This window comes from Mesorhizobium sp. B2-1-3A (assembly GCF_006442655.1).
Classification (GTDB): Bacteria; Pseudomonadota; Alphaproteobacteria; order Rhizobiales; family Rhizobiaceae; genus Mesorhizobium.
Genome location: NZ_VFWK01000001.1, coordinates 108,988 through 135,224 on the forward strand (window position 1 = coordinate 108,988; position 26,237 = coordinate 135,224).

A 26,237-nucleotide genomic window follows, 5' to 3' on the forward strand; every position below is an offset into this window, starting at 1 on the left:
CGTGCAGTCGTTCATCGACCAGAGCGTTTGTTTCATCGAGAACCATCAGGCGTGGGCCGGTCTCGTGGTCGGGCTGCTGGCTTTTGGCGAGTCGCTGGTCCTGGTCGGCATCCTGTTGCCCGGCACCACGGTGCTCATCATCGTCGGCGGCCTGGTCGGGGCCGGTATCGTCCAGCCTTTGCCCGTCCTCCTGGCGGCGATGATCGGGGCGGCGCTCGGCGATACCATCTCCTATTTCCTCGGCAGATGGCTGGGGCGCGGCGTCGTCCATAAATGGCCCCTCAACCGCTATCGCCGCGAGGTCGCCAGGGCGCGGCTGTTCTTCCATCGTTATGGTTTTGCGGCGGTTTTCATCGGCCGCTTCTTCGGCCCGGTCCGCGCCACAGTGCCGCTGGTCGCGGGCATGATGGGCATGCACCGGCGCCGCTTCCAGATCGCCAACATCCTGTCGGCGATCATCTGGGCTCCGGTCGTGCTGTCGCCGGGATGGCTGGTGGCCAAGGGCGCCGGCAACATCCCCGAGCTCGATGCGACCAGCCTTTTCGGGTTGGCGGCGATCGGCGTGGTTGTCTTGATCATCATGGCCGTGATTGCCCTCAAGCTCCGAAGCAGGCGATCCGCCCGAGCCTAGCCACGCTTCCTGAACACGCCGATCATCGGCCCCAGATTCCAGTAGTCGTCGTTGCGTCCGATGGCAGGCGCGAACAGGCTCGAAATCGTGCCGTCGAGAAACAGCGCATTGTCGCAGCCGAGCGCATCGCGAAACAGGCGGGCGAATGCATGGAAATTCACCGTGCCGTTCGAAATGGCAAAGACCGCGACACCATCCTTGCGCACCCCGACGCCATCGCGGGTCTTGCGCGAGGTGCCGTCGGACTGGAACTTCGGATGCAACTGGCCGTCGATCACCAGCATCGGTCCCGATTGCGTCGCATAGTCGGTGGACGGCCGCTTGCTGACGAAATCCCACGTCGCCCGGACCGCGGCCTTGCCGCCGCTGATGTAGAAGATGCCATTCGGCTGCAGCGAGAAATTGCCGCTTCCCGATCCTGTCTTCACACCAGCCATTTCCTGGCCACGCTCGACATAGAGGCCCACCGGCCTGAGGTCTGGGTGGTACATGCCGGCGTTGATGGCAAACAGCATGGTGCGGCCGGCCGCGCGCTGGGCGTTGTCGAGATTGTGCAGCGATTGGAAAGGCTTGCCAGCCGGATCCTTCCAGAACAGTTCGATCGAATACAGCTTCGGATCGACCTCGCAAATGAGGTAGCTGGTCGCCTCGAAGGTAAGGTCGCGGCACGGTGGCAGCGACACGAACCATTGGCTGAATGTCATCGTCGTGGCGACTGCCTGCGGCAGCGCCGCCTTGACCAGCCCCAGAAGTAGGGGCGCCGAATTGAGAAGTGTCAGAAAGTCCATGCGCCTGCGGATGCCAGCTTCAATCAGCTTTCGTGGTTATCACCACTTGCTGGCACCATGGAAGACCGGCACGAAAGGATCGGGCCGAGGTTCATGCCCGGGCGCGGCGGAGCCGACCAGACTATTTGACGGCGCTGACCAGCTCTTCGTCGCCGCCAAGAATGGAGACCCAGTGCCCTGTGTTGTCGCTCGCCTGCCGCTTCAGGTAGCGATAGCTCGTCTGGTTCCAGAGGCGGACCTTGTCGGTCAGATTGTCGAGGATGAAGTCGCCCTTGTCGGTGCGCACCGTCAGCACGGCGTGGCCTTCGCCATCCGGCTTGCGAACCACCGTCATCAAAAGATTGGCTATGGCAATGCCCATGCCGTTGAGCTCGCGCCGCTTTTCCAGCGCGTAGTCCTCGCAGTCGCCGAAGCCGTTGTCCGGATAGGCCCACCACTCGTCCTTGCCGTAATTGTCCATGTCGCTCATCGGTTTGACGCGCGTGTTGACAGAGAAATTGACGGCCGAGATATCGTGCAGCAGCTTGCTGGTCATATGTTCCGGCACGCTGTTAGGCGAGCGGATCGAGCATTCGTCGAGATGGATCTTGCAAAAATCATAGTGGCCAATCGGCTGCGAAGTCGATCCGCCGACAACCATGGAAGCAGGCGCGGCATAGGCCGAACCCGTCGCCGCACAGAAAACGGTCAGGGCAAACGCCAGCCCCAGCCCCTTCGCCTTGCGGCGCCAACCCATCGAGGATGCCATGCTGCCCCACCCATCTGTTTTGTTAACAGAACGTTAAGGGCTGTTATATTCCGAAGTCAATGAACCTGGCCGATCACATCTTTGCGGATCGATGCATGCATCCAGGTGGTTGCCCGCGCGCAACACCGTGCCTGGCTAAGCCAGCCATCCCATCGCCACGCTCAGCAGCAGGACGACGCCGAGCAGGCCGCGATAGATGACGAAGGGCCAGGCGGAGAAGCGCTCCAGCACGCGCATCAGACCCCATATGGCGAAGAAGGCGGAAATCGAGGCGACGACCAGTCCGGTCGCAAGAACCGACCAGCCATGGGCGTCGAGGTGAACCTTGTGCAGTTCCCACAACTCCTTGAGGCCGGCAAGCGCGATCGCCGGCAGGCCGAGCAGGAACGAAAAACGCGCCGCCTCGGCCCGCTTGAAACCGAGCCCGAGCGCCGCGGTCAAGGTCGAGCCCGAGCGCGAGACGCCGGGGATCAGTGCGCCGACCTGGGCGACGCCGACAAGCAGCGCATCGGTGAGCGACGCTTCGCCGATGGTGCGCTTGTGGCGGGCGAAAATCTCGGCAAGCGCCAAAAGGATCGCCATGGCGATGCAGGACCAGCCGATCACGCTCAGGCTGCGCAGCGGAGAATTGCAGGCGTTGAGAATGCCCGACAGCGCGACGCCCGCGATGATGATCGGGATCGTCGCCAGCACGATCCAGGAAGCCAGCCTGAAATTCCGGTCGGCGAAATCGCGCCGCGTGAGCGCGTCGAGCGAGCCGAACAGAAGGTCCCTGACATCGCCCCAGAAATAGCTGATCACGGCGGCAAGAGCGGCAAGCTGCATGGCGGCGGAGAAGGCGGAACCCGGATCCTGCCAGCCGAGCACCGCCGGCACGATGCGCATATGGGCGGTCGACGAAATCGGCAGCAATTCGGTGATGCCCTGCACCAGGCCGAGGAAGGCGACCTTGGCAAATCCCAGGCCGACGAAGCCGGTGTCAACGCCCTGGGTGCAGATGTCAGCCATGTCGAGCCTTTCCGTTGGATAATCGTAAGGGCAATCCCCGCCTCGCAATAGACTCGCGACGCCCGAAAGCCAATTTACCGATTTGTAAGGCGTCTTTCCGGTTGACAAGCCGCGCCTGAATATTATTATTCACTAATCTTACACTGTAAGTCTGGCGATGGAGGAGAGCATGCAGACCGCCCTGTCAGAATTGCAACTCCCACCCGAACCCCATCCGCCGGTCATCGCGATCGAGGATGTCTCGCGCGACCTCAGCCGTATTCTCGAGCGTGCCGAAGTGCAGGCCTGGCTCGACCTCTACGCCGCCGCGCCGGCCGATTTCGCCGCGCGGCAAGAACTTTCGCTAGCGAGACAGGGCGACCTTGCCTGGACCACCTGCACGACGATCCCGTTTATCCATTTCAACTGCGTGAAGAATTTTGGCGTTGACAGCGCGGCCACCGAAAGCCAGCTCGACGCGCTGCTGGCGCACTACCGCGCCGCCGGCATTTCGCGGCCCTGGTTCCATGTCAATCCGCACAGTGAACCATCACGCCTCAGATGCTGGCTCGAGGCGCGCGGCCTGCAGCGCCAGGGCGGCTGGGAGCGGATTTATCGCGGGGCGGAACCCCTGCCATCCGAGCCGCTCTTCTCGGCTGACGGCGTTTCGATCGAACGCGTAACGACGGCAACGGCAAGCGACTGGGCCGCTTTCATCGACAGAAGCTATCGGCTGCCCACCTCGCCCTGGCTGCTGGCTCTGGTCGGCCGGCCGGGCTGGCATCACTACATGGCGAAGCGAGATGGCGCGGTGGCGGCGGTGCGTTCGCTGTTCATCGGCGCCGACGGTGCTGCCTGGAGCGGCATCGACGCGCCGGTGCCCGGTATAATGACGCCGAGCTTCGACCTGGACGCCGTGCTTGGAGAAGCGCTGGTGCGCGACGGCATTGCGGCTGGCGCGAAATTGTTTGTCGCCGACATCGAGGCGCCGCACGAGGAGCGCGACGGACCGGCCTATCGCAACTATGCCCGCGTCGGCTTCAGGATCGCCTATTTCCGCAGCCATTACAGCTATTTGCCAGCTAGCTCGAACTGACCGCGCTAATTGCGCAGCCATTGCTGGAAACAGCTCTTGACCACCATATGCGCCGGTGGAACGACCGGCTGGTCCGCGGGTGCGTCATCAACCGCCCGGCTGCGGGCCCGTTCGAGCAGCATGCGTACCTGTTCGGGGCGGACACGGTCGCGCTCCATCACAAGCAGGACCATCGGATCGCTCAAAAGCTCGTCCAGGGTGCTGATGCTGTCGTTCATCCGTCGTCTCCTCGAATGCCGGCCCGCGCAGCATAGATAGGACGACAAAGATGGCTCGCCAATGACGCTTTGCCGGCTATCGCGTGTCGATTTGGATTAATTTTTTGTCATGGTCGGGCCTGCTTCCGCTCTTGAAGGCGGAACGAAAGAGCTAGGCCGGCGGAGCGCCCTCATGTTGCGGCAGGTCGTCGTCGAGCAGTACCCAAGGCTGCTTCGAGGCGGTGAAAATATGCATCTGCGGCCGGAACAGCGAAGGGTCGTCGAGCGAGCCCGTGGTGACGCCGATGATGCCGGCCGAGTCGCGCCGCGAAAACATCGTCGTGCCGCAGCCCGGGCAAAAACCGCGCTTGAGATCTGGCGAGGTGTTGACTGTTGCCAGTGGTCCCTCGATCGTCACATCATCGATGCGAAACAGTACGCGCGCGTTGAAGGCGGCGCCAATCGCCTTCTGGCAAAGCCGGCAATGGCAGATGCGCTCGTTGATGGGAGCCGCCTCGGTGCTGTAACGCACCGCTCCGCACAGGCACCCGCCTTCATACCTTGTCATGGCCTTGATCCAAAATGGAGAGAATAGGCGTCAAGGTTAGTCGTCCGGCCGATAGGGTCAATTGAAATGCTTTGATACGATGCCATCGATAACCGTGATGCGAGGCTCATCATGACCCAAGATATCGACACCATCGGCATTGCGGATCTGTTCGGGCCACCCTCGCCCGCCCGTGACCGCGCCGACGGCCACATCATGGCCGCGGCCTCTGGAATAGGCTTCATGGCGGTCCGGGATTTTCCCGGCGACGCTTGGCTGACACCGGACAGAAGAGCGCAATTGCTGCGCATCTTCGCCCTTCCCGACAGCGAGAAGCAGAAATTGCTGCGCTGGAATTTCGACAGCACCAGGAAGAACTTTTATCGCGGCTGGTTCCCACTCCAGCCTGCAGCCGTATCCTACAAGGAAGGCATCGACATGGGACCGGATATTGCCGATCCGGCGCGCGTCTCGGCTGCCGACGATCCGCTGTGCGAGCCGACACCCTTGCCGGCCGAGGGCACCGTGCCCGGCTGGCGCGCGGCCGCTGCGGATTATTATCGCGCGATGGAGACGGTCGGCAACGCGCTGATGCGGTCGATAGCGCGCGGGCTTGGTCTGCCGGAAACGATCTTCGATCCGTATTTCGAGCACGGCATCTCGACGTTGCGCCTGATCCGCTATCCCTTGCGCGACGCCACTGCCGGCATCGACACCAGCGGCCCGGAGTTCTCGGTGGTCCACAAGGGGGAGTTACGCACCATCATCGGCCGCGAACATGCCGATTCCGGTTTCGTCACCTTGCTGGCCCAGGATGGCGTCGAAGGCTTGCAGGCAAAGAACCGCACCGGCGAATGGATCGACGTGCCGCCGGCCAATGGCACGCTGGCGGTCAATTTCGGCCAGTTGCTGGAACGCTGGACCGGCGGTCGCGTGCGGGCGACGCGGCATCGGGTGATCGCGCCGAAGACAACTCGGTTTTCGATCCCGTTTTTCTATGAACCGGGTGTCAACGCCGAGATCGCCCCCTTGCCACTAAGCGGCGCCGAGCCCTTCGAGCCATTTCTTTATGGCGACTATCTCTGGGAGTCGGCGACGAATTTCGTCGAGATGAGCGGCATCAAGAATCTCAGACAGCCGCGCCGCGCCAAGGCTTCCTGAGCCGGGCGCGGCAGTCGTCAAGGCGGTCCGATTTCAAAGCGTCTTGGCAATATCTTCGAGCTGGTCGGTGCACTGGCCCCAGCCTGCGTGAAAACCCATCTGCTCGTGCTGTTCGCGGTCTGCGACACTCCAGTGCTGGACGCGCGCTATGTAGCGGGTCCGGCCCTCGCCTTCGTCCTCGAAGGTCAGCACGCCGGTCATGAACGGCTTTTCGGATGGCTGCCAAGCCTTTGTATAGGCATCGGTAAAGACGATCTTCTTGCCCGGGATGACTTCCAGGAAGACCCCGGGGTTCGGGAATTCATTGCCGTCCGGACCGGCCATGACGACAAGGCTCGATCCGCCAGTGCGGACATCCATCTCGGCGCGCGGCGTCGTCCAAGGTTTCGGGGCGAACCACTGCGTCACCAGTTTCGGGTCGGTCCAGCAACGATAGACGTTCTCGCGCGGCGCATCGATGATGCGGGCGACAACCAGTTCGCGGTCGTTGGCGGGGGCGATGTCGAGCTTGGTGGTCACGGTGGTCTCCTCGGGTTTGATCTGACTTCCGCCCCAAGGACGAGCCGACAGACCGCAACCCGACATGGCCGGCGAAAAAAGATCGGAGATTGCGTGCCGGGAGAACGGCGAACCAGGCGCGCATCAGTGGCGCTTGGCTTGCACCAGATAGGCGTCGATCTCGGTCTCGCCGAGCCACTTGGCCGCTTCCAGCCGGTGCAGGCCTTCAACAAGGATATGGCGCTTGCCGTCGTGGCGGACCTGGATCGGCGTCTTCATGCCGTTCTCCAATATGTCCTCGGCGAGATGGCGGACGGTCTCGGGGTGTAATGTCTTCTTGCGCGCGGTCGGCACGTAGATGTCGTCGACCTTGACCTTTTGCACTCTGAGCATGCCTGTCCCCGTGGCGGAAACGCCGCCGTCCCCTGAGATAGTCGGTTTGGTTCGGAGGGCCAAGGGCACGGCTAACGAATGTCGGTCCCAAGGCCACTCCCGGTCCGAAGGCCATCGACAAGGTCCGCCGGTTTGCCTGTCGCCGCACGTTTCGATATGGCGTCTCGCGATCCTCAACGATGGCCACGGAGCAATCCCCATGAGCAAGTCCCTTGTCACCTTTGTCGGTGTTGCTCATCCCTGGATGTGCGACGTGATGGGACACGTGAATGTGCGGCACTACGCGGCGATGTTCGATGATGCCAGCTTCCAGCTTCTTGGCCACATCGCAGGACAGGACAGCAGCCAGGCCTCGGCAACGGGATGGGCCGATGTGCGCACTGAAATCGACTACCGGCATGAGACAAAAGCCGGCTCACTTCTCACCATCCGCTCGCATGTGGTGAAGATCGGCCGCACCTCCGTCACCTTCGAACAGGTCATGTCGGGATCGCTCGACGGCGTCGTCCATGCATCGAGCCGGACCACCAGCGTACACTTCGACCTTGCCGCGCGTGCCTCGGTGGCGCTGGACGAAGCGATGCGCGGCCGCGCGGCGGCCTTCCTCGTCGAACAGGCCTGCGTCGATCAGCCGTTGTAGATGCGCTCGTCCAGCGGCGTCTCGGTGATCAAAGCCTGCAGCCCCGACAGCAGCGCCTTCTCGGCACGATTCATCGCCTTGTCGGGATTGGTGAGCAGGAAGATGTCGATGGCCGGCGGCGCGTCGTAGGGCGGCAGCCGCCACAGCGTGCCATCGGCCACGTCGCGTCGCGCCACGTGCAGCGGCAGCGGACCGATGCCGAGCCCGGCGACGATCATGCGCCTTACTTCCTCCAGGCTCGAGGAGACACCGACGACATCGGCGTTCAGCCGGGCTTCGCTGCGCAACAAGGCGACCGGCCGCAACGCGTCCGAGATATGGTCGGTCTGGAAGGATACAGAGGGCTCGCCGCGCAGATCGGCAAGCTTCAGCCCGGCCTTTCCGTAAAGCCTGTGCTGCGGGCCGCAGAAGAAGCCGAAGAACTCGCGATAGACCATCGCGTAGTCCAACGCCGGATCGCGCTGGCTGACAAGGCAGATGCCGAAGGAGGCGCGCCGTTCCCGCACCTGCTTGGCCACTTCCGTGCTTGCCGCGACCGAGATGGTGATGCTGGCACGCGGATAGTTGCGGTGAAATTCCGCCAGCGCCCGGTCGAACAGCGGCGAGACGACATGGCTGGCCGTGGCGATCATGACATGGCCGGTGACATCGTCGCTGATGCCCCGCATCAAGAGCGGCAGCTGCGATATCGAGCCGAATACCTCGACGCTCTGCTCATAGATCAGCCGCCCGACCTCCGTGAGTTCGAAGCGCGTCGCGTCGCGGTCGACCAGCCGCCGGCCAACCCGATCCTCCAGCCGCCGCAAGGCGTTGCTGACGCTGGGTTGCTTGAGGTTGAGGCGCTCGGCGGCGCGGGTGATGCTCTTGACTTCCGCGATGACGACGAACGTACGCAGAAGGTTCCAGTCGAGATCCCAGACCAGACGTTCGGGGCGAGGCAAGGCCATTCCTGATATCTATGCTCCCTATTCCCATTATCTATTTGCGCAATGCTGATGCAAAGGCAATCATTGACATCAGGAGAGCGCCCCAACGCCTCCCAAGAACAAGCCTTCGCGCTCCATCCAGAGGACAGGAATTCAGATGAACAGGGTATTTTCCGGCATTGCGGTTGCCGCGCTGCTGCTTGCATCGGCCTTCACCACCGTTTCGGCAAGGGCCGACGACCTCGAGAAGATCAAGGCGGCGGGCGAATTGAAGATTTCCATGAGCGGGCAGTATCCGCCGTTCAACTTCGTCAATGACCAGAACGAGGTCGTCGGCTTCGACGCCGATATCGGCAAGGCCATCGCTGAGCGCATCGGCGTCAAGGGCACCATCATCACCACGGCCTGGGACGGTATCATCGCCGGCCTGCTCGCCAACAAATACGACACTGTCGTCGGCTCGATGACGATCACGCCCGAGCGAGAGAAAGTGGTCGATTTCGTCGGCCCCTACTACCATGCCGGCCGCGCGGTTTTCGTGAGCCAGGATTCCAAGGTGCAGAGCCTCGATGACCTCAAGGGCAAGACCCTTGGCGTGACGCTCGGCGAAACGCATGAGAAATGGGCGCGCGAACAGGGCGGCTGGGATATCCGCACCTACAAGGGCCTGCCGGAACTGCTGCTCGAACTGAAGGCCGGCCGCGTCGACGCCATCGTCGTCGACAACATTCCGGTCATGGTGGCCGTCAAGGAAACCGGCGAAAAGGTCCGCAAGCTCGACACGCCCAACATCGAGGGCGGCAGCGTCGCCATCGGCATCGCCATCCGCAAGGACAATCCCGAACTCAAGGCCGCCATGCAGAAGGCGCTGGACGGGATGCTGGCCGACGGCACTTACGAGAAGATCTCCAAGCAGTGGGTCGGCAGCGACATCCGCTAATCCTTGCCGGCTCCAGGCGGTGAAAACCACCTGGGGCCGATCACCACTCCAGCCGAGTCATTCCATGGATTTCGCCTTGATGAGCCGTGTCTTCCCGTTCTTCGTGGAAGCCGCGCTGGTGACACTGGAACTGACAGCGCTGGCCCTGGTTCTGGGGCTGGCAGCGGCGGCGTTGGCCGCGGCCGCCAGAATGTCGAGGTCGGCTATCCTGCGCGCCATCGGTACCGCCTATGTCAGCCTGTTTCGCGGCACGCCCTGCCTGATACAGCTCTTCGTGCTCTATTTCGGCGGTCCGCAGATCGGCATCAATCTGGATCCGTTCACGGCCGGGGTCGTCGGGCTTGGCCTCAACATCGGCGCCTATATGGCGGAATCGATCCGTGGCGCGTTAACAGCGGTCGACCGCGGTCAGACGGAAGCTGCCCGCACGATCGGCTTCAGCCGCTTCCAGACCTTGCGCAAGGTCGTGCTGCCGCAGGCCGCCCGGCTGATGATCCGCCCGCTCGGCGTCAACACGGTCGCGCTGTTGAAGGGTTCGGCACTGGTCTCCACCATCTCGGTCGTGGAACTGACCTATACCGCCCAGCGCTTCATCGGCTCGACCTACAAGCCGTTCGAGATCTTCGGCGTCGCCGCCCTGCTCTACATGGTCATGGTCTACGCCGTCGCCCGCATCGTCGACTTGCTCGACAAGCGCTTCGCCATCGTCTGAGGGAGTGCGATGCAAGGTTTGGATTTCACCGTCGTCGCTCCCTACTGGGACCTCTTGCTGACGGGCGCCTGGTGGACCGCGCTGCTTACGGTCTCGGCCGGAGCGCTCAGCTTCATCTTCGGCATCCTGTTCGCGGTCATCGTGCTCTATGCGCCAGCGATCCTCGCCTACCCCGTTCGCGCCTTCATGTGGCTGTTCATGGGCACGCCACTGCTGCTGCAGCTTTTCCTGATCTATTTCGGCCTTGTGCAGATCGGCATCGACATCCCCGCGCTGGCCGCCGGCATAATCGGGCTTGGCCTGCATTTCGCCGTCTACAATGCCGATGTCATCCGTGCCGGCATCGTGGCGGTCGATCCCGGCCAGACGGAAGGCGCGCGCAGCATCGGCTTCGGCAAGTGGCAGGCGCTGCGCTACGTCGTGATACCGCAAGCCATCCGCAACACGGCACCGCCGATCGGAAGCAATTTGATCGCACTGTTGAAAGAGTCCTCCATCGTCTCGGTCATCGGCATCGCCGAGCTTGTCCATTCAGCACAACTGGCGATCAGCGAAACCTTCCGCCCGTTCGAGTTCTACATCACGGCCGCCGCGCTCTATTACATCTTGAACCTAGTGCTCGAGGCGGCCTTGCATCGGTTTGAAAGACATGTGGAGGTTTCCCGATGAGCACGCGGCGACCAATGGTCGAGGTCCGCGGCGCGCGCAAATCGTTCGGCGCGGTCGAGGTCCTCAAAGGCATCGACCTGTCAGTGGATCGGGGGCAGATCGTCGCGATTATCGGACCGAGCGGTTCCGGCAAGAGCACGCTGCTGCGCTCCATCAACCATCTTGAGACCCTGGACGGCGGCGAGGTGTGGCTGGACGGCGTGCAGGTCAACCAGAGACTGCACGGCCAGGCCTTCGAGCGGCACATCAACAAGGTGCGCCAGCACATGGGCATGGTGTTCCAGCACTTCAACCTGTTCCCGCACCTGACCGTGATCGAGAACATCACCATGGGACCGGTGATCCTGAAGGGCATGGCAAAAGACGAGGCCCGGGCCTTGGCGCATGGCCTCCTGTCCAAGGTCGGGCTGGCCGACAAGATCGACGCCTATCCGTCGCGGCTTTCGGGCGGCCAGAAGCAGCGCGTGGCGATTGCGCGTGCGCTGGCCATGCAGCCCAAGGTGATGCTGTTCGACGAGGCGACCTCGGCCCTCGACCCGGAATTGGTCGACGAGGTCAACGCGGTGATGAAACAGCTTGCCGCCGAACACATGACCATGCTCATCGTAACGCACGAGATGCGCTTTGCCGGCGAGGTGGCCGACAGGGTGCTGTTCATGGACGGCGGCGTGGTGGTCGAGGAAGGCCCGCCGGGCGAGATTTTCCGCGCGCCTCAGAAGGAGCGCACCCGCACCTTCCTCAAGAAATATCTTTCCGCCTGAGTATCACGATGACCAGATTGCCCACGGAATTTCCCGATTTTGGACTGACGCCGGAGCAGCGCCGCCACGCGGTGCGCGGCCATTACTACGAGTGGCCCGGCATGGATGGCGAGCGTGGCGAAATCTGGTGTTACAGCGACCGCTTCTCCTATCGTGCCGGCGAAACGGCAACGCTGCATGTCAGTTCCACGGCTCCCTCCTTCGGCATTACGATCGTCCGCGACGGCGGCAGCGAGACAAAGGTGTTCGACAAGTCGGGAATCGCGGCGCGCTGGCAGGACAGTCCGGACCAGTGCTCGGCAGAAGGCTGTGGCTGGGAAGCATCCTTCGAATTTCGTGTCGACGGCAACTGGCCGTCCGGCGCCTATCGGATAACGTTGAGTGCCGAGGGCCGAGACGGCAAGCCGATCCGCAGCCACCATCTCTTCATTGTCTCTCCCCAGGCCGGCAAGAAGCCCGGCCGTGTGCTGCAAGTGGCGGCGACGGGCACCTGGCTCGCCTACAACACCTGGGGCGGCTCCAACCACTATCAGGGCATCACCGGGCCGGATCGCGACCAGTATTCTCCCATCGTGTCGACGCAGAGGCCCTGGTGCCGTGGCTTCGTCGTGCTGCCGAGGGATGCGCCGCGCGTGCCGCTGGAGGTTGCCGTGCCGCCAAAGACGGTGCCGCGTTACCCCCATATGGAATGGGCGCTTGCCACTGGCCATTCGAAGAAATACGCCTCGTCGGGCTGGGCAAGCTACGACAGCCACTTCTTCCGCTTCGCCGAACGGGCCGGCTATGAGGTCGACCTCGCCAGCCAGCACGATCTGCATTTCTCGCCCGATATTCTCGACGGCTATGACTGCGCCGTCTTCGTTGGCCATGACGAGTACTGGACCTGGGAAATGCGCGATGCGGTCGACAGCTACGTCGAACGCGGCGGCCATGCGGCGCGCTTTGCCGGTAATTTCATGTGGCAGACGCGGCTGGAGGACGAAGGCCGTCGGCAGGTCTGCTACAAATACCGCGCCCGCGCCGAAGACCCTGCCTATCGCGGCGGCGACGTCACCCGCGCCACCAATTCCTGGGAAGCGCCGGAAATCGGCCGGCCGGGTTCGGCAACCTTCGGGCTCGACGCGACACGCGGCCTCTACGCCGGCTGGGGTGGCTGCGCGCCGCGCGGCGTGCGCGGCTTTCCGGTTTACCGGCCCGAACACTGGGCGTTTGCCGGCACCGGCATCTATTATGGCGACCTGCTCGGCGCCGACAGCCATGTCTATGGCTACGAGGTCGACGGGCTCGATTTCGAGATCCGCGGCGGCCTGCCCTACCCTACCGCGACCAGCGGCGCGCCTGATGGATTACAGGTTCTCGCCGTGGGCATGGCGTCCCAGGTCGAGGAGAGCGCCGATATCCCGATCGAGGACCAGTTCCTCACCGACGAGGATGGCCGTTTCAGCGCCGAGACGCTGTTTGGCGACAGGAGCGACGCCAATCTCGAAAAAGTCAAACGTGGCAACGGCATGATCGTCAACTTCCCGCGTGGCAAGGGCGAGGTCTTTCATGCCGGAAGCTGCGAATGGGTCGCCGGCCTGCTAAGACAAGACCCGATGGTCGAACGCGTCACCCAGAATGTCCTTGATCGCTACCTTGGAAAGTCCTGACATGTCGAACACCCAGACCGCCGCCCAAGCAACCGAGGCGCGCCGAGAATCGCATCTGTTCTACCTCTCCAGCCTGCGCCGGCCGCTCATCGACCGCGCCGAGGGCATCTACATGTGGACGCAGGACGGCCGCCGTTTCATCGACGGATCGAGCGGGCCGATGGTCGCCAATATCGGCCATTCCAACCGCAACGTTCTGGACGCCATGAAGCGGCAGATGGACCGTGCCACCTTCGCCTATCGCCTGCACTTCGAAAACGAGCCGGCGGAGGAACTGGCGCGCGAGCTCGCGGGCAAACTGCCGGAAGGCATGGACCGCATCTTTTTCGTCTCGGGCGGCTCGGAAGCGACGGAATCCTGCATCAAGCTGGCGAGGCAATGGGCGGTCGCCACCGGCCAGGCCAGCCGCTGGAAGGTGATCACGCGTTTTCCCTCCTATCATGGCGGCACGCTGGGTTCGCTCTCGATCACCGGCGACGATGCGCTGGCCGAGACCTTCGAGCCGATGATGCGGGTGATGCCGACCGTGCCCGCGCCAACCGCCTGGCGCGATCGCGACAATCTCTCGATGGAGCAGCGCGGCGTCCGCTATGCCGACATGCTGGAGGAAAAAATCCTCGCCGAAGGCCCGGAGAGTGTCGTCGCCTTCATCATGGAGCCGATTGGCGGCGCCGCCACTGCCGCTCTTGTGGCGCCCGACAGCTATTACGCACGCATCCGCGAGATCTGCGACCGCTACGGCATCCTGCTGATCCATGACGAAGTGATGAGCGGCGCCGGCCGCACCGGCAAATTCCTTGGCGGCGACCATTGGAACTGTAGACCCGACATCGTCGCGCTGTCGAAGGGGCTGGGCTCCGGCTATGCGCCGCTCGGCGCGCTGGCGGCCCCGATGCGGCTGGTGCAGCCGCTGCTTGCCTCCGGCGGCTTCCAGCATGGCCACACCTATGCCGGCAATCCGTTGGCCTGCGCCGCCGGTCTCGCCGTGCTCGGCGAAATGGACCGCCTCGACTTGATCGCCAATGCCGCTGCCATGGGCGACGTGCTGATGGGCGGGCTGAAGGGGCTGGCGACGCGCTTTCCGTTCATTGCCGACGTGCGCGGCAAGGGCCTGCTGACCGGAGCCGAGATGGTTGCCGATCCGGAGACATTGCGGCCGATCGACCAAGGCAAGAAGGCCACGCAGCGCCTGCTCGACCTCGCCTACGAGCGCGGCCTGATCATCTATGGCCGCAAGGTCAAGGGTGGCGTCGACGGCGACAATTTCATGGTCGCGCCGCCGATGATCGTCACCAGCGAACAGGTCGGCGAGATCGTCTCCATCATCGGCGACTCGCTGGAGGTTCTGGCTTCCGAGCTCGACCTGCCGGTCGAAGGCCGGGGGTAAGGAAATGGCGCCGCGAAAAGTCATCATCACCTGCGCCGTCACCGGCTCGGTGCACACGCCGTCAATGTCGCCCTATCTGCCGGTGACGCCGGACCAGATCGCGGCCGACGCGATCGCGGCAGCGGAAGCCGGCGCCTCGATCCTGCATCTGCATGCCCGCGACCCCAAGGACGGACGGCCGACGGCCGATCCGGGCGTGTTCATGCAGTTCCTGCCGCGCATCAAGCAGGCAACCGACGCGGTGATCAATATCACCACCGGCGGCTCCTCGTTGATGACACTCGACCAGCGGCTGGAGGCCCCGCTCAGAGCCGAGCCCGAAATGTGCTCGCTCAACATGGGCTCGATGAATTTCGCGCTGTTCCCGATGCTCGACAAGCCACGGGAGTGGCAGCATGAGTGGGAGCCAAAGCTGCTCGAAGCCACCCGCGACACCATCTTCAAGAACACCTTCGCCGACATGGAGGGCGTGCTTGAGAGGCTGGGCAAGGGCTGCGGCACGCGCTTCGAATTCGAGTGTTACGATGTCGGCCATCTCTATTCGCTGGCGCATTTCCGTGATCGGGGCTTGGTGTCGGGGCCGCTGTTCATCCAGTTCGTGCTGGGTATCTTGGGCGGCATCGGTGCCGACCCGGACAATCTCATCCATATGAAGCGGATCGCCGACAAACTGTTCGGCGACAGCTACCAGTTCTCCGTGCTGGCCGCAGGCCGCAACCAGATGCCGCTGATCTCGATCGCCGCGGCAATGGGGGGCAATGTCCGTGTCGGGCTGGAAGACAGTCTCTATGATGGCCGCCAATTGGCGAAATCCAATGCCGACCAGGTGCGCCGTATCCGTGGCATTCTCGACGGGCTGTCGCTGGAGGTTGCCACGCCAGCCGAGGCGCGCGACATGCTGGCGCTCAAAGGCGGTGACCGGGTGGCGTTTTGAGGCAAGACCGTGACCAATCCAACCCTCGGTGACGTCCTGATCCGCCCCGGACGGATCGAAGACGCCGAAACGATCCACGCCGCGCTTCTCAAACTCGGCACCCATATCGGCGCGCATCAGGATATCACGTCCACATCAGATGATCTCCGCCGCTACGGCTTTGGAGAAAGGCCCGCCTTCTCGACCCTGATTGCCGAGATTGGCGGCGAATTTGCCGGCCTCTGCCTGCATTTCCCGATCTTCTCGACCTGGATGGGGCGGCCCGGCGTTTATGTGCAGGACCTCTATGTCGAGGACCGCTTTCGCGGCCGCAAGATCGGCGAACGGCTGCTGCGGCGCGTCGCCGCGGAATGCCGGAAAGAAGGCGGCGTCTATCTCAGGCTGTCGGTCGACACCGATAATGAAGGTGCCAAGGCCTTCTACGAGAAGCTTGGCATCGCCTGGTCGAGTTACGAACAAACGCAGAAGATCGTCGGCGAAGCCTTCTTTGCCTTCGCCGACGCGTTGGAAAATGGGGAGCAGGAATGAAGGCTTTTTATGCCGAGGAGCAGAAGCGGCACGACCCCAAGGCCTTTCTTTCCAGCGGCGCGCCGCAGCCAAACCCGGAAAAACCCGAGCGCGTCGAAAGATTGTTAGCCGGCGCAAAATCCGCCGGCTGCACGATCGAGCGACCGCGCAATCACGGGCTCGGTCCGGTTGCCGCCGTGCATACACCCGAATATCTCGACTTCCTCGAACATATATTCGAGCGCTGGCAACGCATCGACGGCGCGTCCGCCGAAGTGATCCCCAACATCCACCCGATCGCACGTAACGGCTCCTATCCGGCCTCGGCGGTTGGCCAGGCCGGCTACCATATGGCCGACACAGCCTGCCCGATCTCGCGCGAGACCTGGCAAAGCGCATTGTGGAGCGCCTGGAGCGCGGTCGAAGCCGCTGAAACGGTAATTGCTGGCGCGCCGGCGGCCTATGCGCTGTGCCGCCCGCCCGGCCACCACGCCTTTGCCGATGTCGCCGGGGGCTTCTGCTTCATCAACAATTCGGCGGTCGCGGCGCAGGTGCTGCGCAAGCAGGCAGCACGCGTGGCGATCCTCGATGTCGACCTGCACCACGGCAACGGCACGCAAGGCATCTTCTATGCGCGGCCCGACGTGCTCACAGTCTCGCTGCACGCCGATCCGGTGCGCTTCTATCCGTTCTTCTGGGGACACGCCGACGAGCGCGGCGAAGGCGCGGGCCTCGGCTACAATTTCAACCTGCCGCTGCCGCGCAAATCCACCGACGCGGCGTTTCTGGAAGCGCTGGCGGTGGCCTTCCAGCGTATCCGCGCCTTTTCACCGGATGCGCTGGTGGTGGCGCTTGGTCTCGACGCCTTCGAGGGCGACCCGTTCGGCGGGCTTTCGGTGACGACGCCCGGCTTCTCACGCATTGGCGAAGCGATCGCAAAGCTTGGCCTGCCGACGGTCATCGTCCAGGAAGGCGGCTATCTCTGCGACGCGCTTGGCGACAATCTCACCGCCTTCCTCGCCGGCTTCGGCGGCAAGGCGCGGTGACGGTTCAAGCTTGCGTCAGGAACGCTGCTGCCTGAGCATGGCGATGACCCGATGCACGCTCTCCAGCGTCTCGTCGATCTCAGCCGCCGTGTTGTAGTGGGCGATACCGATGCGCACGACGCCCTGTTCGGCTGGAATGCCGAGTTGGTGGACGATCTCCCAGGCGTAGTTGTGGCCTGACCACAGGAAGATGTTCTCGGCATTCATCTGCCGCACGATCGTCTCCGGTACGATGCCGTCGACGGTGAACGAGACCGTCGGCACGCGATCGCCGAGCCGCTTCGGATCGGTGATGCCATGGATTGTCAGGCCTGGAATGTCGGACAGGCCATCGATCAGTCTTTGCGCCAGCGGGTTTTCATAGGCGATGGACACTTCGAACGCCCTGGCGATCTTTTGCCTGCGCGAGCCAGTCTCGCCCGCCGCCTCGCCCAGCCCTGCAAAATGATCGACCGCCGCCGTGAGGCCGGCCATCAGCTCGATCTGCGGCGTGCCAAGCTCGAATCGCTCCGGCAGGCCATTGGACGAACAGCGGCATTTATAGGGTTTCAGGCCTTCGATGACGTCACGCCGGCCCCACAATATGCCCATATGCGGGCCGAAGAATTTGTAGGCCGAGCAGATCAAGAAATCGCAGCCGAGGTCCTGCACGTCGATCAAGCCGTGCGGCGCGAACTGCACGGCGTCGACATAGACCAGCGCGCCGGCCTGTTTTGCGACGGCAGTCAACGACCTGACCCGGTTGATCGAGCCGGTCAGGTTGCTGGCGTAGTTCAATGCGACCAGCCGTGTCTTGTCGGAGAGCAGACCAGCCAGGGTCGCCTCTTCGACCTGCCAGCTCTGTTCATCGAATGGCAGCCAGCGCACGACGAGGCCAAGGTCCTCGGCCAGTTGCAGCCAGGGCGAGACATTGCCCTCGTGATCCATGCGGGTGAGGATGATCTCGTCGCCTGGCTTCAGCGAGCGGCCGAGCGTGCGCGACATATGATAGGTCAGCGTCGTCATGTTGGCGCCGATAATGATTTCCTCGGGGCTCGCGGCACCAAGAAAATCAGCCATCGCCTGATGCGCCTCGTCGACCACGGCCTGGGCGGCGACCGTCGTTTCGAAATAGCCGCCGAGATTGGCGTTGGTCGTGAGCAGGCAGCGCGATACCGCATCGGCGACGGCCTGGGGTACCTGCGTGCCGGCAGGGTTGTCGAGATAGATCCGGCGGCGTCCCTTGTCGCTCAGGGAAAGAGCAGGGAATTTTCCACGCACGGCCTCTATCGGAAAGTCCACCATCGTCTCCACCCCCTTTGTTATTCCTCGATAATCCTATCCCTCCGATCAGGGACAGGGATTGCCGGCCCGCTGATGAACCGCATCCACCGCCTTCTGCATCTCTTCGGTCCAGACAACATCCACCGAAGACAATGCCATTTCGAGTTGCGAAATGGTTGTCGCGCCAATGATATTCGACGTGACGAAGGGTCGGCTCGAGACATAGGCGTTGGCGAACAGGGCCGGCTCCAGGCCAAAGGAGCGCGCCAGTTCATTGTATTCGAGCAGCACCGTGGCGGCATTCGGCGTCTCGTAGCGCTGGCCGCGATTGAACAGCTGCGAGCGTGAGCCCTGCGGTCGAGCGCCATGGTCGTATTTACCGGTCAGATAGCCTTGCGCCAGCGGCGAATAGGCAAGCAATGAGACGTCCTCACGCTCGCAGACCTCGGCGAGGTTCACCTCGAAGGTGCGGTTGACGAGATTGTAGGCGTTCTGGATCGAGTCCACGCGCGGGCCGATCCCCTTGTCGGCCTCTGAGAGGTAACGCATGACGCCCCAGGAACTTTCGTTCGACAGGCCGAAATGGCGGATCTTTCCTGCCTTCACCAATTCATCGAAGACGCCAAGCGTCTCGGCGATCGGCGTTTCGTTGGCTGGTGCGCCGTCAGCATCGGCGCGCCGCGCCACCGCCCCGACACGCGTCGGGTTGGCGCCCCAGGGGATGTCCCGCTCCGGCCAGTGGATCTGGTAGAGGTCGAGATAGTCCGTGCCGAGCTTGGCCAGCGACTTGTCGATGGCGTCAAGAATATCGGCGCGCACCAGTTGCGACGGCCTGTCGCCGCGAAACCAGTTATTGGCCGTGCGACCAACGACCTTGGAGGCCAGGATCACCTTGTCGCGGTTGCCCCTGGCCTTCATCCAGCTGCCGATGATCTTTTCCGTCCGCCCTTGCGTCTCCGCCTTGGGCGGGATCGGATAGAGCTCGGCGGTGTCGATGAAATTGACGCCGCGCGAAAAAGCCAAATCCATCTGGGCGTGGCCCTCGGCTTCGGTGTTCTGCTGGCCCCAGGTCATCGAACCAAGGCAGATCTGGGTAACAAGAAGATCGGTCCGACCGAGACGGCGTTTGTGCATGAAATTCTGCTCCGGAGGGAAAGCGTGCGCGGGAGGCTGCATCTATAGGGAAAGCCAAGGCGCTCTCCAAGCCTCGCCAGGCCGACTTTTGCGTGAACCAGCGCTGGTTGACTAGCGGCGAGCGCCGGCCACTGCGCGGCGCTTGGCCTCGTCGATCAGCATGTTGGCCACCTGCATGCGGATCATGGCGCGTTGGCGCAGATGCGGGGCGACGCGATCGGGGTGGTTGCTAAAAGCAAAGCTGCGGCGCATGCGGCCGAAATCGGCAACGCCCTTGGGCTTGTCCAGCCCCAGTTCGGCCGCGATCGATTCAGGATCGATCGGCGGCAGTTTTTCCTCAGGCTTAGGTTCCTCGCCGGCCAGGGCCAGCTTGGCGTGGTCCAGCAAGGCAGCGAATTCGCTCGCCAGATCAGCGCCGGCCTCACGATATTCGGCGGCGGATACTTTTATGCGGCCGGAGTGGAGTTCATCGGCAACCGAGAGATAGTCGAATGGAATGGAAGGACGCGCACCGGCCTCGTCGCCCTCGATGCCGTCGCCCTTGTCGGAGACAACGAAGAGGTCGTCGAGCAGCGAAGCAAAATCGCGCTTGGCGCTGGTAGCGATGTCAGCCTCCCCCTTGCCCGACTGTCAGGTCTCCAGGAACATAGAACCGGCTCGTTAAAAATACATACCACCGATCTTAATGAATTTAGCCATTCGAAGGATCGCACCAGGCCCTCAAACAAAAAGCCGGACTGCACTTTCATGCAGTCCGGAAATTCGCCAGGAGTGGCGAGGAAAAACTGGCCATGAGCCAGCGTCGAAGCCTACGGTTCGTGCGGCCCGGAAGTTTCACTGGGCCGCAAAAAAGTTTGATGAAAATCATCCGGACATAGCAGGCATGCAAATGCTGCACTGCACAATTGTCACGATTCACCTATATTGGCAGCCGTGGAGGACCAATCGGGAGCCTGAATCATGGGTTTCTTCACGGAAATGTTCGCCCGGCCGCGTCCACAGGAACATCTGAGATACCGCGCGGCGCTCGCGCTGCTTCACTCGATGAGCAATGCCGACCGCGCCGATATCGGCATAAAACCCGCCGATTTTCCGCGCATCGCCCGCGAAATGTCCATTCGCTAAGCAGCCTGCGAGATGTCCCGGATCGACCCGGGACATCTCGAAACTTCAGCCGCTCAACGCGATCCCAGGAATGTCGCCTTGCCCAGCGGCACGCCATTGTGGCGAAGGATGTCGTAAGCGGTGGTGAGGTGGAAGTAGAAGTTGGGCATGGCCACGTGCAGCAGATACTGCATGCCGCCCAACGTCGTTTCGCGTCCGCCAAGCTTCAACTCGATCACCTTGTCGTCGGAACCGTCGATATCGGCGGCCGAGAACGTTGCCAGAAGCGCGAGCGTCTTGGCTATCCGCGCCTCGAGATCGGCAAAGCTTGCCTCATTGTCCTCGTATTTCGGCACCTCGCGGCCGGCCAGGCGCGACGGCGCCCCCTTGGCATGGTCGGTGGCAATCTGCACCTGCCGGGTCAACGCGAACATGTCCGGCGCAAGCCGCGCCGTCAAAAACACCTGCGGGTCGATCTTGCGGTCAAGCGCGTTTTGTTCGGCAGCCGCCAGCACACTGGAAAGTGCTTTCAGCCTGGCTGAAAACACGGGCACGGATGCCTCATACATCGATATCGTCACGTCAAATCTCCTGTCCGGTCCGAGTGCCGGCGAAGGGACGTAGCGCCTGTGCGAACGATTCTTCAAGCGCCGCGGGCTCCGCGTCACCACGCCGCCGCAATCGCGGTGGTAGAATTTCCGTTATCGAGCGGAGATTCCCGATGAGACGCGTCCTTCTCGCAGCGACTTCCCTTCTCTCCCTTGCCATGTCTGGCCACGCGGCGCTGGCCGCCGATGACACCGCGCCCGAAGCGCCCTATGTCGACGACCGCTCGAGCGCCGAGGCGGTGATCCGCTCCCTCTACAGCGCCATCAACCGGCATGAATTCGCCCGCGCTTGGGGTTACTATGGCGATACGAAGCCGGCTAAGGATTTCGACAGCTTCGTCAAAGGCTATGACGGCACTAACAAGGTGGAAGTCGCGACCGGTGCCATTTCGGACGAAGGTGCCGCAGGCAGCATCTTCTATAACGTCCCAGTCGCCATTCGGGCCACGGACAAGAGCGGCGGCGAGAAGGTCTTTGCCGGCTGCTACACGCTGCGCCAGGTGAATGCCCAGATCCAGGCGGCGCCGCCCTTTGATCCGATCCACATCGAAAAAGGCGCGTTGAAACCTTCGACCGCCGATTTCGAGGAAGCTGTGCCGCCAAGCTGCGGCGACGGCCCACCGCCACCCAAGAAGGACACCGCGCTGGAGCAGGCCAAGAAGGCTTTCCTGGCGACCTATGGCGACCAGTGCGACAAGGAGCTTCTGGCCAATGAGCCGGAGACTTTTTCGATCAAATACAAGGACAAGGATGCACAGCCCGCCGATCCCGACAAGGAAACACGCCTCTTCCATTTCTCCTGCTCGGCCGCAGCCTACAATGAAAACTCCGTCTACTACATGAGCGACGATGTGTCAGGGGTGCGGCAGTTGCAGTTCACCGAGCCCGAGATGGACATTCGCTACGTGAACAATGACAGCGAAGGCAAGGTCGAATCCATGCACATTGTCGGCTTCCGGACGACAGGCTGGGCGACCAATTCCAACTATGACAAGGATGCCCACACGATCACGACGTTCGACAAATGGCGCGGCGTCGGAGATGCCTCTTCATCGGGCACCTATCTGTTCCGCAATGGCGATTTCTCGCTGGTCCAGTATGATGTCGACGCGTCCTATGACGGCGAGGAAAACCCGCAGACGGTTGTCGACTACAACACCGCGCCTTGAGCACCGAACGGCTTCAGGCCAGCCAGTCGATCAAGGCGCCTTCGACAGCATCCAATTGAGCGTTCCGCGCCAGTCGGCCATGCGGATTGGCGTGCCGTGGGTGCCCGTCTCGAAACGGACGAAGCGGGTCGGGTAGGTCTTCGATTTGGCCAGGATGGAGCGGAAGAACGCTTCCTGGTTCGCCACGGGGAAGACCACGTCATGGCTGCCTTGACCGAAGAAGACAGGCACGCGGCGTTTGAAGGCGGGGCTGGCAAAAAAGCTCTCGTCCCACAGCGATCCGAGCAGCAGCAAGCCATTTATGCGGCCGCCCGTATCCTTGCGCCCGGCAAGCTTCCAGCACAGCGCACCACCCATTGAGCCGCAGGCGACGAAGATCTTCGCGCCAGGCGACTGCTCTGCATAGTGATCGATCAGAGCCGCGACTTGTGCGGCACCCTTGTCGCCGAAATCCGGAAAATCCGGCGAGAGATAAAGACCGCCATTGCCGGCCATCAGGTTCTTGATGCGGTTGAAATTGCCGCCGAAGGTGAAGTCGTCGACCCCCTGTTTGCGGCTGCCACCCTGCCCGTGCAGGTAGAGCACGATGATCGCGGCGCCTTGCGTCTTGCCGACGGCGACATGCCTGACATCGCCGGCGTCGGTCTTCAACATCAGATCCTGCTGCACCTTGCGTACGCTGGCGTCGGTGTATTGCGGGTGGACGCGCTTTTCCGGCACCTCGTCACGCTGGTTGATGTCGCGCATCTCGCGATAGTCGATGACCGTATAGGCGCCGCCGTCGCCGGTGGATAATGTCGCCGGATAGGCGAAAAGATCATCCTTGAAGGGTTTCAGTTCGAGAGCATGGGCGTAACCAACAGGGCAAAGAACAAACGCTGCGACCAGAAGGCCGTGGAATGGGGAGTGGATACGAGAAGCCATACCGCAGGCATGCGTAATGAAACTCGGGTTTGTCAATCCTGCAGCACGCCGCCGGCGCCTTCGAGCGCTTCGCGAGTGTCGACGTCGACAGACGCGCCCTCGCCGATCTCGACATCGATGACATCGAGCCCTTCGGCCTCGACCAGATGGCGAGCGCCGGTGTCGCCTTCGAGGTGGGCGATGGCCGGGAACAGCGAGCGCGGCAAAAGCACCGGATTGCCGCGCTTGCCCGCATGCGAGGCGCGAACCACCGAATTGCCTCCGGCTCTACGGAAGGCATCGATCAACCGGTCGAGATCGTCCGACTCAACGCCAGGCATGTCACCCAGAACGATCATCGCAGCGGCGATGTCTTCGGGCAGATAGGCAATGCCGGCTTTCAGCGAGGTGGACAGGCCATCGGCGAAATCGGGATTGTCGGCGAAGGTGACGTCGAGCCCCTGCAATGCCGCGCGCACCCGTTCGCGCTGATGGCCGGTAACGACGATCGTGCCCGATACCTTCGAGCCAAGCGCGCGCTCGGCGGTGCGGCGCACCAGCGGCTTGCCATCGAACAGCGCCATGAGCTTGTTCGGTCCACCCATGCGGCTCGACCGGCCGGCGGCCAGAAGCACGGCGGCGACCTTGAGATGGGTCTTGGCCGGCAGGGGTTCGCGCGGCTGCGGCCGCGTCGGGATTTCCATCAACAGCCCGCCGACTCCCATGCCGGCGATGTCCTTTGCGGTGACGTCGAGGCCGGCAACCAGACGGTCAAGCACCCAGTCGAAGCCGTTTTCCTTGGGGCTGCGGGCGCAGCCGGGCGCGCCGATGACGCGCTTGCCGGCAAGCGTTCCCAGCACCAGAAGATTGCCGGGATCGACAGGCATGCCGGCGCGGATGACAGTCCCGCCCGCCATCTCGATCGCCGCCGGAACGACATCGGCGAAATCGCTCATCGCCGAGGCGCCGAAGATCACCACCATGTCGTTCTCGCGCACCAGCGAGCTCGCAGCCTGCGCCACCGGCGCGATCTCATGCGGCGTGCGGCGCTCCGCCGTCAGCCTGCCGCCCGAACGCGCCAACCGTGCCTCGGTGACGCGTAGCGTCTTGTCGAGTACGCTGGGCTTGATGCCCGGCAGGACCGTCTGGATGACCCCGACACGCACCGGCCGATAGGCATTGACGGCAAAGATCTCGCCGCCGGCGCAGATTTTCGCGACCGCATCGACCAGCGCGGAGCTGACCGCGAATGGGATGATCTTCACCGTTGCGACCATCTGCCCTTTTTCGACCGGCGCATGCTGCGCCAGCGTGGCAAGGGTGATGGCGGGATCAACGGCGTTGATGGCGTCGATCATCGCGGCATCGACCGTGAAGATGCCCGATGCCCTGGCGTGGAGATTGACCCGGCCGGTGGCGGCCGGCCTGACATCGATGCCGCTGAAGCTCATGCTCTCGGCAATTTTTTGCGCCGCGGCGTCCTCGCCGAGATCTTCGGAGGAAAGCACGGCAGCGACGACCTGCGAGATACCTGCCCGCTTGAGCAGGGAGATGTCTTCGGCGCTCAACCTGTGCGCCTTGCGAAACCGCTTTTCGCCGGCGGTGGTGGCGTGCGCCAGCACCGCGCCTTCGGCCTCTTCAATGGCAACCGGACCGAATTTCACGCGACAGCGCCCGCAGAGCGCCGCGCGTCCACTTGGACGCGCAAAGAACGCTCTGCTGCTTTGAATCTACGCATCGTGCTTCTCCAAAATCGATTCCGATCCTTGGGCCGATGCGGAGGCATCAAGGCCGCGCGAGCGGAAGGCGTAGATGGTCTGCGCCAGCACCGCGACGGCGATCTCGGCGGGGCTGGCGGCACCGATGTCGAGTCCGATCGGCGCATGGATGCCGGCTATCTGGTCGGCAGTCGCGCCCAGCGCCAGCAGGCGTTCGACGCGCTTTGCATGGGTCTTGCGGCTGCCAAGCGCGCCAACATAGAAGCAGTTGGCGTCGAGCGCCGCCTTCAACGCGAAGTCGTCGATCTTCGGGTCATGAGTGACGGCGGCAAGCGCCGTGTAACTGTCGAGTGGCTGGCGCTTCAGCACATCCTCCGGCCACTCGGCATGCAGGGCGATGTCGGGAAAGCGGTCCGATGTGGCGAAGGCCGTGCGCGGATCGATGATCTCCAGGGGATAGCCAGCGATCCTGGCCATCGGCGCCAGCGCCTGGCTGATATGGACGGCACCGATCACCACGAGGCGCGGCTGCGGCAGATGCGCATTGAGAAAGAAGGTCCGTCCTTCCGCCTCGACGGAACCGGAATTGCCCGATCGAAATGCCCTGGCGATCGCGGCTCCAAGATCGCCCGCGACCTGGTCGCCCTCACGCACGATGCGGTCGCGGCCATCGCCGAGATCGGTGACGAGTATCGCCGCGCGGCGGGCGCGGCGCTCCTCGTTGAGCGTTTTCAGCGAATACGGATCCATTGGATCAGCCAAGCCTTTCCACATAAACCTTGATACGGCCACCGCAGGACAGGCCGACCTGCCAGGCGGTCTCGTCGGCAACGCCGAACTCCAGCATCCTGGCCTTGCCGGAGCCGATGACGTCGATCGCTTCGGTCACCACGGCGCCCTCGACGCAGCCGCCAGAGACAGAACCGTGGAAATTGCCGTCAGCATCGATGACAAGGTGGCTGCCGACCGGGCGTGGCGCCGAACCCCAGGTCTCGACCACGGTCGCGATAGCGACATCCTTGCCGTCCTTCATCCAACCCTCCGCGATGATCAGCGGATCGCGGGCTTCATCGAGATAAAGACTGTCACTCATCGTTGCTTCTCTCAGGGTCTGTTTTTCC

Annotated in this window: 31 protein-coding genes; 15 read left to right on the forward strand and 16 right to left on the reverse strand. The window is 63.0% G+C overall.

Annotated features, from left to right (window positions below):
• Position 1: 1 nt before the first annotated feature.
• On the forward strand, positions 2–631 hold the full coding sequence (locus FJ977_RS00600) for a DedA family protein (protein WP_140767783.1): 630 nt from the start codon (positions 2–4) through the stop codon (positions 629–631).
• Here FJ977_RS00600 and FJ977_RS00605 read toward each other — a convergent pair.
• The 3 genes from FJ977_RS00605 to FJ977_RS00615 form a co-directional block, all read right to left on the reverse strand.
• Entirely contained in the window at positions 628–1,419 is a 792-nt protein-coding gene (locus tag FJ977_RS00605; RefSeq protein WP_140767784.1) for a phosphodiester glycosidase family protein, read from the reverse strand. The genes FJ977_RS00600 and FJ977_RS00605 overlap by 4 nt on opposite strands.
• Before the next feature lie 121 nt (positions 1,420–1,540).
• Complete coding sequence (locus FJ977_RS00610; RefSeq protein ID WP_140767785.1) at positions 1,541–2,167, reverse strand: transglutaminase-like cysteine peptidase; 627 nt, start codon at positions 2,165–2,167, stop codon at positions 1,541–1,543.
• A gap of 135 nt (positions 2,168–2,302) precedes the next feature.
• Positions 2,303–3,175: an undecaprenyl-diphosphate phosphatase gene (locus FJ977_RS00615; protein WP_140767786.1), complete on the reverse strand. Its 873-nt coding sequence runs from the start codon at positions 3,173–3,175 to the stop codon at positions 2,303–2,305.
• A gap of 169 nt (positions 3,176–3,344) precedes the next feature.
• Here FJ977_RS00615 and FJ977_RS00620 point away from each other — a divergent pair, with 169 nt between their 5' ends.
• Positions 3,345–4,250, forward strand: coding sequence for a hypothetical protein (locus tag FJ977_RS00620; protein WP_140767787.1), 906 nt, complete (start codon positions 3,345–3,347; stop codon positions 4,248–4,250).
• Between the two features lie 5 nt (positions 4,251–4,255).
• Here FJ977_RS00620 and FJ977_RS00625 read toward each other — a convergent pair whose 3' ends face one another.
• Positions 4,256–4,468 carry a hypothetical protein gene (locus tag FJ977_RS00625; protein ID WP_140767788.1) on the reverse strand — a complete coding sequence of 71 codons (213 nt, stop codon included), beginning with the start codon at positions 4,466–4,468 and terminating at the stop codon, positions 4,256–4,258.
• A 151-nt stretch (positions 4,469–4,619) separates the two neighbouring features.
• Positions 4,620–5,015, reverse strand: a complete 396-nt coding sequence (locus FJ977_RS00630) for a GFA family protein (protein ID WP_140767789.1) — start codon at positions 5,013–5,015, stop codon at positions 4,620–4,622.
• A gap of 111 nt (positions 5,016–5,126) precedes the next feature.
• Between FJ977_RS00630 and FJ977_RS00635 the strand changes: the two genes are divergently transcribed.
• On the forward strand, positions 5,127–6,155 hold the full coding sequence (locus tag FJ977_RS00635; protein ID WP_140767790.1) for a 2OG-Fe(II) oxygenase family protein: 1,029 nt from the start codon (positions 5,127–5,129) through the stop codon (positions 6,153–6,155).
• Positions 6,156–6,188: 33 nt separating this feature from the next.
• Here the strand turns inward: FJ977_RS00635 and FJ977_RS00640 are convergent, their stop codons facing one another.
• Both FJ977_RS00640 and FJ977_RS00645 read right to left on the reverse strand, forming a co-directional pair.
• A complete protein-coding gene (locus FJ977_RS00640; RefSeq protein ID WP_140767791.1) occupies positions 6,189–6,674 on the reverse strand; it encodes an SRPBCC family protein in 486 nt (161 codons plus the stop codon).
• 123 nt (positions 6,675–6,797) lie between these two features.
• Entirely contained in the window at positions 6,798–7,046 is a 249-nt protein-coding gene (locus FJ977_RS00645) for a ParB N-terminal domain-containing protein (RefSeq protein WP_008875526.1), read from the reverse strand.
• 199 nt (positions 7,047–7,245) lie between these two features.
• On the opposite strand from FJ977_RS00645, the gene FJ977_RS00650 reads away from it, so the two are divergent.
• Positions 7,246–7,686, forward strand: a complete 441-nt coding sequence (locus tag FJ977_RS00650; RefSeq protein ID WP_140767792.1) for an acyl-CoA thioesterase — start codon at positions 7,246–7,248, stop codon at positions 7,684–7,686.
• Here FJ977_RS00650 and FJ977_RS00655 read toward each other — a convergent pair.
• A complete protein-coding gene (locus FJ977_RS00655) occupies positions 7,674–8,633 on the reverse strand; it encodes a LysR family transcriptional regulator (RefSeq protein ID WP_140767793.1) in 960 nt (319 codons plus the stop codon). The genes FJ977_RS00650 and FJ977_RS00655 overlap by 13 nt on opposite strands.
• A 136-nt stretch (positions 8,634–8,769) precedes the next feature.
• Between FJ977_RS00655 and FJ977_RS00660 the strand changes: the two genes are divergently transcribed.
• The 9 genes from FJ977_RS00660 (at position 8,770) to FJ977_RS00700 (ending at position 17,217) form a co-directional block, all read left to right on the forward strand.
• The gene (locus FJ977_RS00660) at positions 8,770–9,552 is read left to right on the forward strand and encodes an ABC transporter substrate-binding protein (RefSeq protein WP_140767794.1); all 783 of its coding nucleotides are present in this window, start codon (positions 8,770–8,772) and stop codon (positions 9,550–9,552) included.
• Positions 9,553–9,616: 64 nt separating this feature from the next.
• Positions 9,617–10,264: an amino acid ABC transporter permease gene (locus FJ977_RS00665; protein WP_140767795.1), complete on the forward strand. Its 648-nt coding sequence runs from the start codon at positions 9,617–9,619 to the stop codon at positions 10,262–10,264.
• 9 nt (positions 10,265–10,273) lie between these two features.
• The gene (locus FJ977_RS00670; RefSeq protein WP_140767796.1) at positions 10,274–10,933 is read left to right on the forward strand and encodes an amino acid ABC transporter permease; all 660 of its coding nucleotides are present in this window, start codon (positions 10,274–10,276) and stop codon (positions 10,931–10,933) included.
• Positions 10,930–11,694 (forward strand): amino acid ABC transporter ATP-binding protein, encoded by a 765-nt coding sequence (locus FJ977_RS00675; protein WP_140767797.1) that lies wholly within the window; start codon positions 10,930–10,932, stop codon positions 11,692–11,694. The genes FJ977_RS00670 and FJ977_RS00675 overlap by 4 nt, the downstream gene beginning before the upstream one ends.
• Before the next feature lie 8 nt (positions 11,695–11,702).
• On the forward strand, positions 11,703–13,343 hold the full coding sequence (locus FJ977_RS00680; RefSeq protein ID WP_140767798.1) for a N,N-dimethylformamidase beta subunit family domain-containing protein: 1,641 nt from the start codon (positions 11,703–11,705) through the stop codon (positions 13,341–13,343).
• 1 nt (position 13,344) lies between these two features.
• Positions 13,345–14,730, forward strand: a complete 1,386-nt coding sequence (locus FJ977_RS00685) for an aspartate aminotransferase family protein (RefSeq protein WP_140767799.1) — start codon at positions 13,345–13,347, stop codon at positions 14,728–14,730.
• 4 nt (positions 14,731–14,734) lie between these two features.
• A complete protein-coding gene (locus FJ977_RS00690) occupies positions 14,735–15,664 on the forward strand; it encodes a 3-keto-5-aminohexanoate cleavage protein (RefSeq protein WP_140767800.1) in 930 nt (309 codons plus the stop codon).
• Between the two features lie 9 nt (positions 15,665–15,673).
• Positions 15,674–16,192: a GNAT family N-acetyltransferase gene (locus FJ977_RS00695; RefSeq protein ID WP_181179446.1), complete on the forward strand. Its 519-nt coding sequence runs from the start codon at positions 15,674–15,676 to the stop codon at positions 16,190–16,192.
• Positions 16,189–17,217, forward strand: coding sequence for a histone deacetylase family protein (locus tag FJ977_RS00700; protein ID WP_140767801.1), 1,029 nt, complete (start codon positions 16,189–16,191; stop codon positions 17,215–17,217). The genes FJ977_RS00695 and FJ977_RS00700 overlap by 4 nt, the downstream gene beginning before the upstream one ends.
• Positions 17,218–17,232: 15 nt before the next feature.
• On the opposite strand, the gene FJ977_RS00705 is transcribed toward FJ977_RS00700, so the two are convergent.
• The 3 genes from FJ977_RS00705 to FJ977_RS00715 all read right to left on the reverse strand — a co-directional run bounded on the left by FJ977_RS00705 (position 17,233) and on the right by FJ977_RS00715 (position 20,187).
• Entirely contained in the window at positions 17,233–18,501 is a 1,269-nt protein-coding gene (locus tag FJ977_RS00705; protein ID WP_181179460.1) for a cysteine desulfurase-like protein, read from the reverse strand.
• Between the two features lie 45 nt (positions 18,502–18,546).
• The gene (locus FJ977_RS00710; protein ID WP_140767803.1) at positions 18,547–19,614 is read right to left on the reverse strand and encodes an aldo/keto reductase; all 1,068 of its coding nucleotides are present in this window, start codon (positions 19,612–19,614) and stop codon (positions 18,547–18,549) included.
• 111 nt (positions 19,615–19,725) lie between these two features.
• Positions 19,726–20,187 (reverse strand): hypothetical protein, encoded by a 462-nt coding sequence (locus FJ977_RS00715; RefSeq protein ID WP_140767804.1) that lies wholly within the window; start codon positions 20,185–20,187, stop codon positions 19,726–19,728.
• Positions 20,188–20,574: 387 nt separating this feature from the next.
• On the opposite strand from FJ977_RS00715, the gene FJ977_RS00720 reads away from it, so the two are divergent.
• Entirely contained in the window at positions 20,575–20,739 is a 165-nt protein-coding gene (locus FJ977_RS00720; RefSeq protein ID WP_081294723.1) for a hypothetical protein, read from the forward strand.
• 53 nt (positions 20,740–20,792) lie between these two features.
• Here the strand turns inward: FJ977_RS00720 and FJ977_RS00725 are convergent, their stop codons facing one another.
• Positions 20,793–21,299, reverse strand: a complete 507-nt coding sequence (locus FJ977_RS00725; protein ID WP_140767805.1) for a DUF1993 family protein — start codon at positions 21,297–21,299, stop codon at positions 20,793–20,795.
• Between the two features lie 140 nt (positions 21,300–21,439).
• Here FJ977_RS00725 and FJ977_RS00730 point away from each other — a divergent pair, with 140 nt between their 5' ends.
• A complete protein-coding gene (locus FJ977_RS00730) occupies positions 21,440–22,495 on the forward strand; it encodes a DUF1176 domain-containing protein (RefSeq protein WP_140767806.1) in 1,056 nt (351 codons plus the stop codon).
• 30 nt (positions 22,496–22,525) lie between these two features.
• On the opposite strand, the gene FJ977_RS00735 is transcribed toward FJ977_RS00730, so the two are convergent.
• The 4 genes from FJ977_RS00735 to FJ977_RS00750 all read right to left on the reverse strand — a co-directional run bounded on the left by FJ977_RS00735 (position 22,526) and on the right by FJ977_RS00750 (position 26,209).
• Complete coding sequence (locus tag FJ977_RS00735) at positions 22,526–23,419, reverse strand: alpha/beta fold hydrolase (RefSeq protein WP_246682795.1); 894 nt, start codon at positions 23,417–23,419, stop codon at positions 22,526–22,528.
• A gap of 32 nt (positions 23,420–23,451) precedes the next feature.
• Positions 23,452–25,062 (reverse strand): molybdopterin-binding/glycosyltransferase family 2 protein, encoded by a 1,611-nt coding sequence (locus FJ977_RS00740; protein WP_140767807.1) that lies wholly within the window; start codon positions 25,060–25,062, stop codon positions 23,452–23,454.
• Positions 25,063–25,128: 66 nt separating this feature from the next.
• Positions 25,129–25,866, reverse strand: coding sequence for an XdhC family protein (locus FJ977_RS00745; protein ID WP_140767808.1), 738 nt, complete (start codon positions 25,864–25,866; stop codon positions 25,129–25,131).
• Between the two features lie 4 nt (positions 25,867–25,870).
• Positions 25,871–26,209: an XdhC family protein gene (locus FJ977_RS00750; RefSeq protein ID WP_137930017.1), complete on the reverse strand. Its 339-nt coding sequence runs from the start codon at positions 26,207–26,209 to the stop codon at positions 25,871–25,873.
• Between the last annotated feature and the right edge of the window lie 28 nt (positions 26,210–26,237).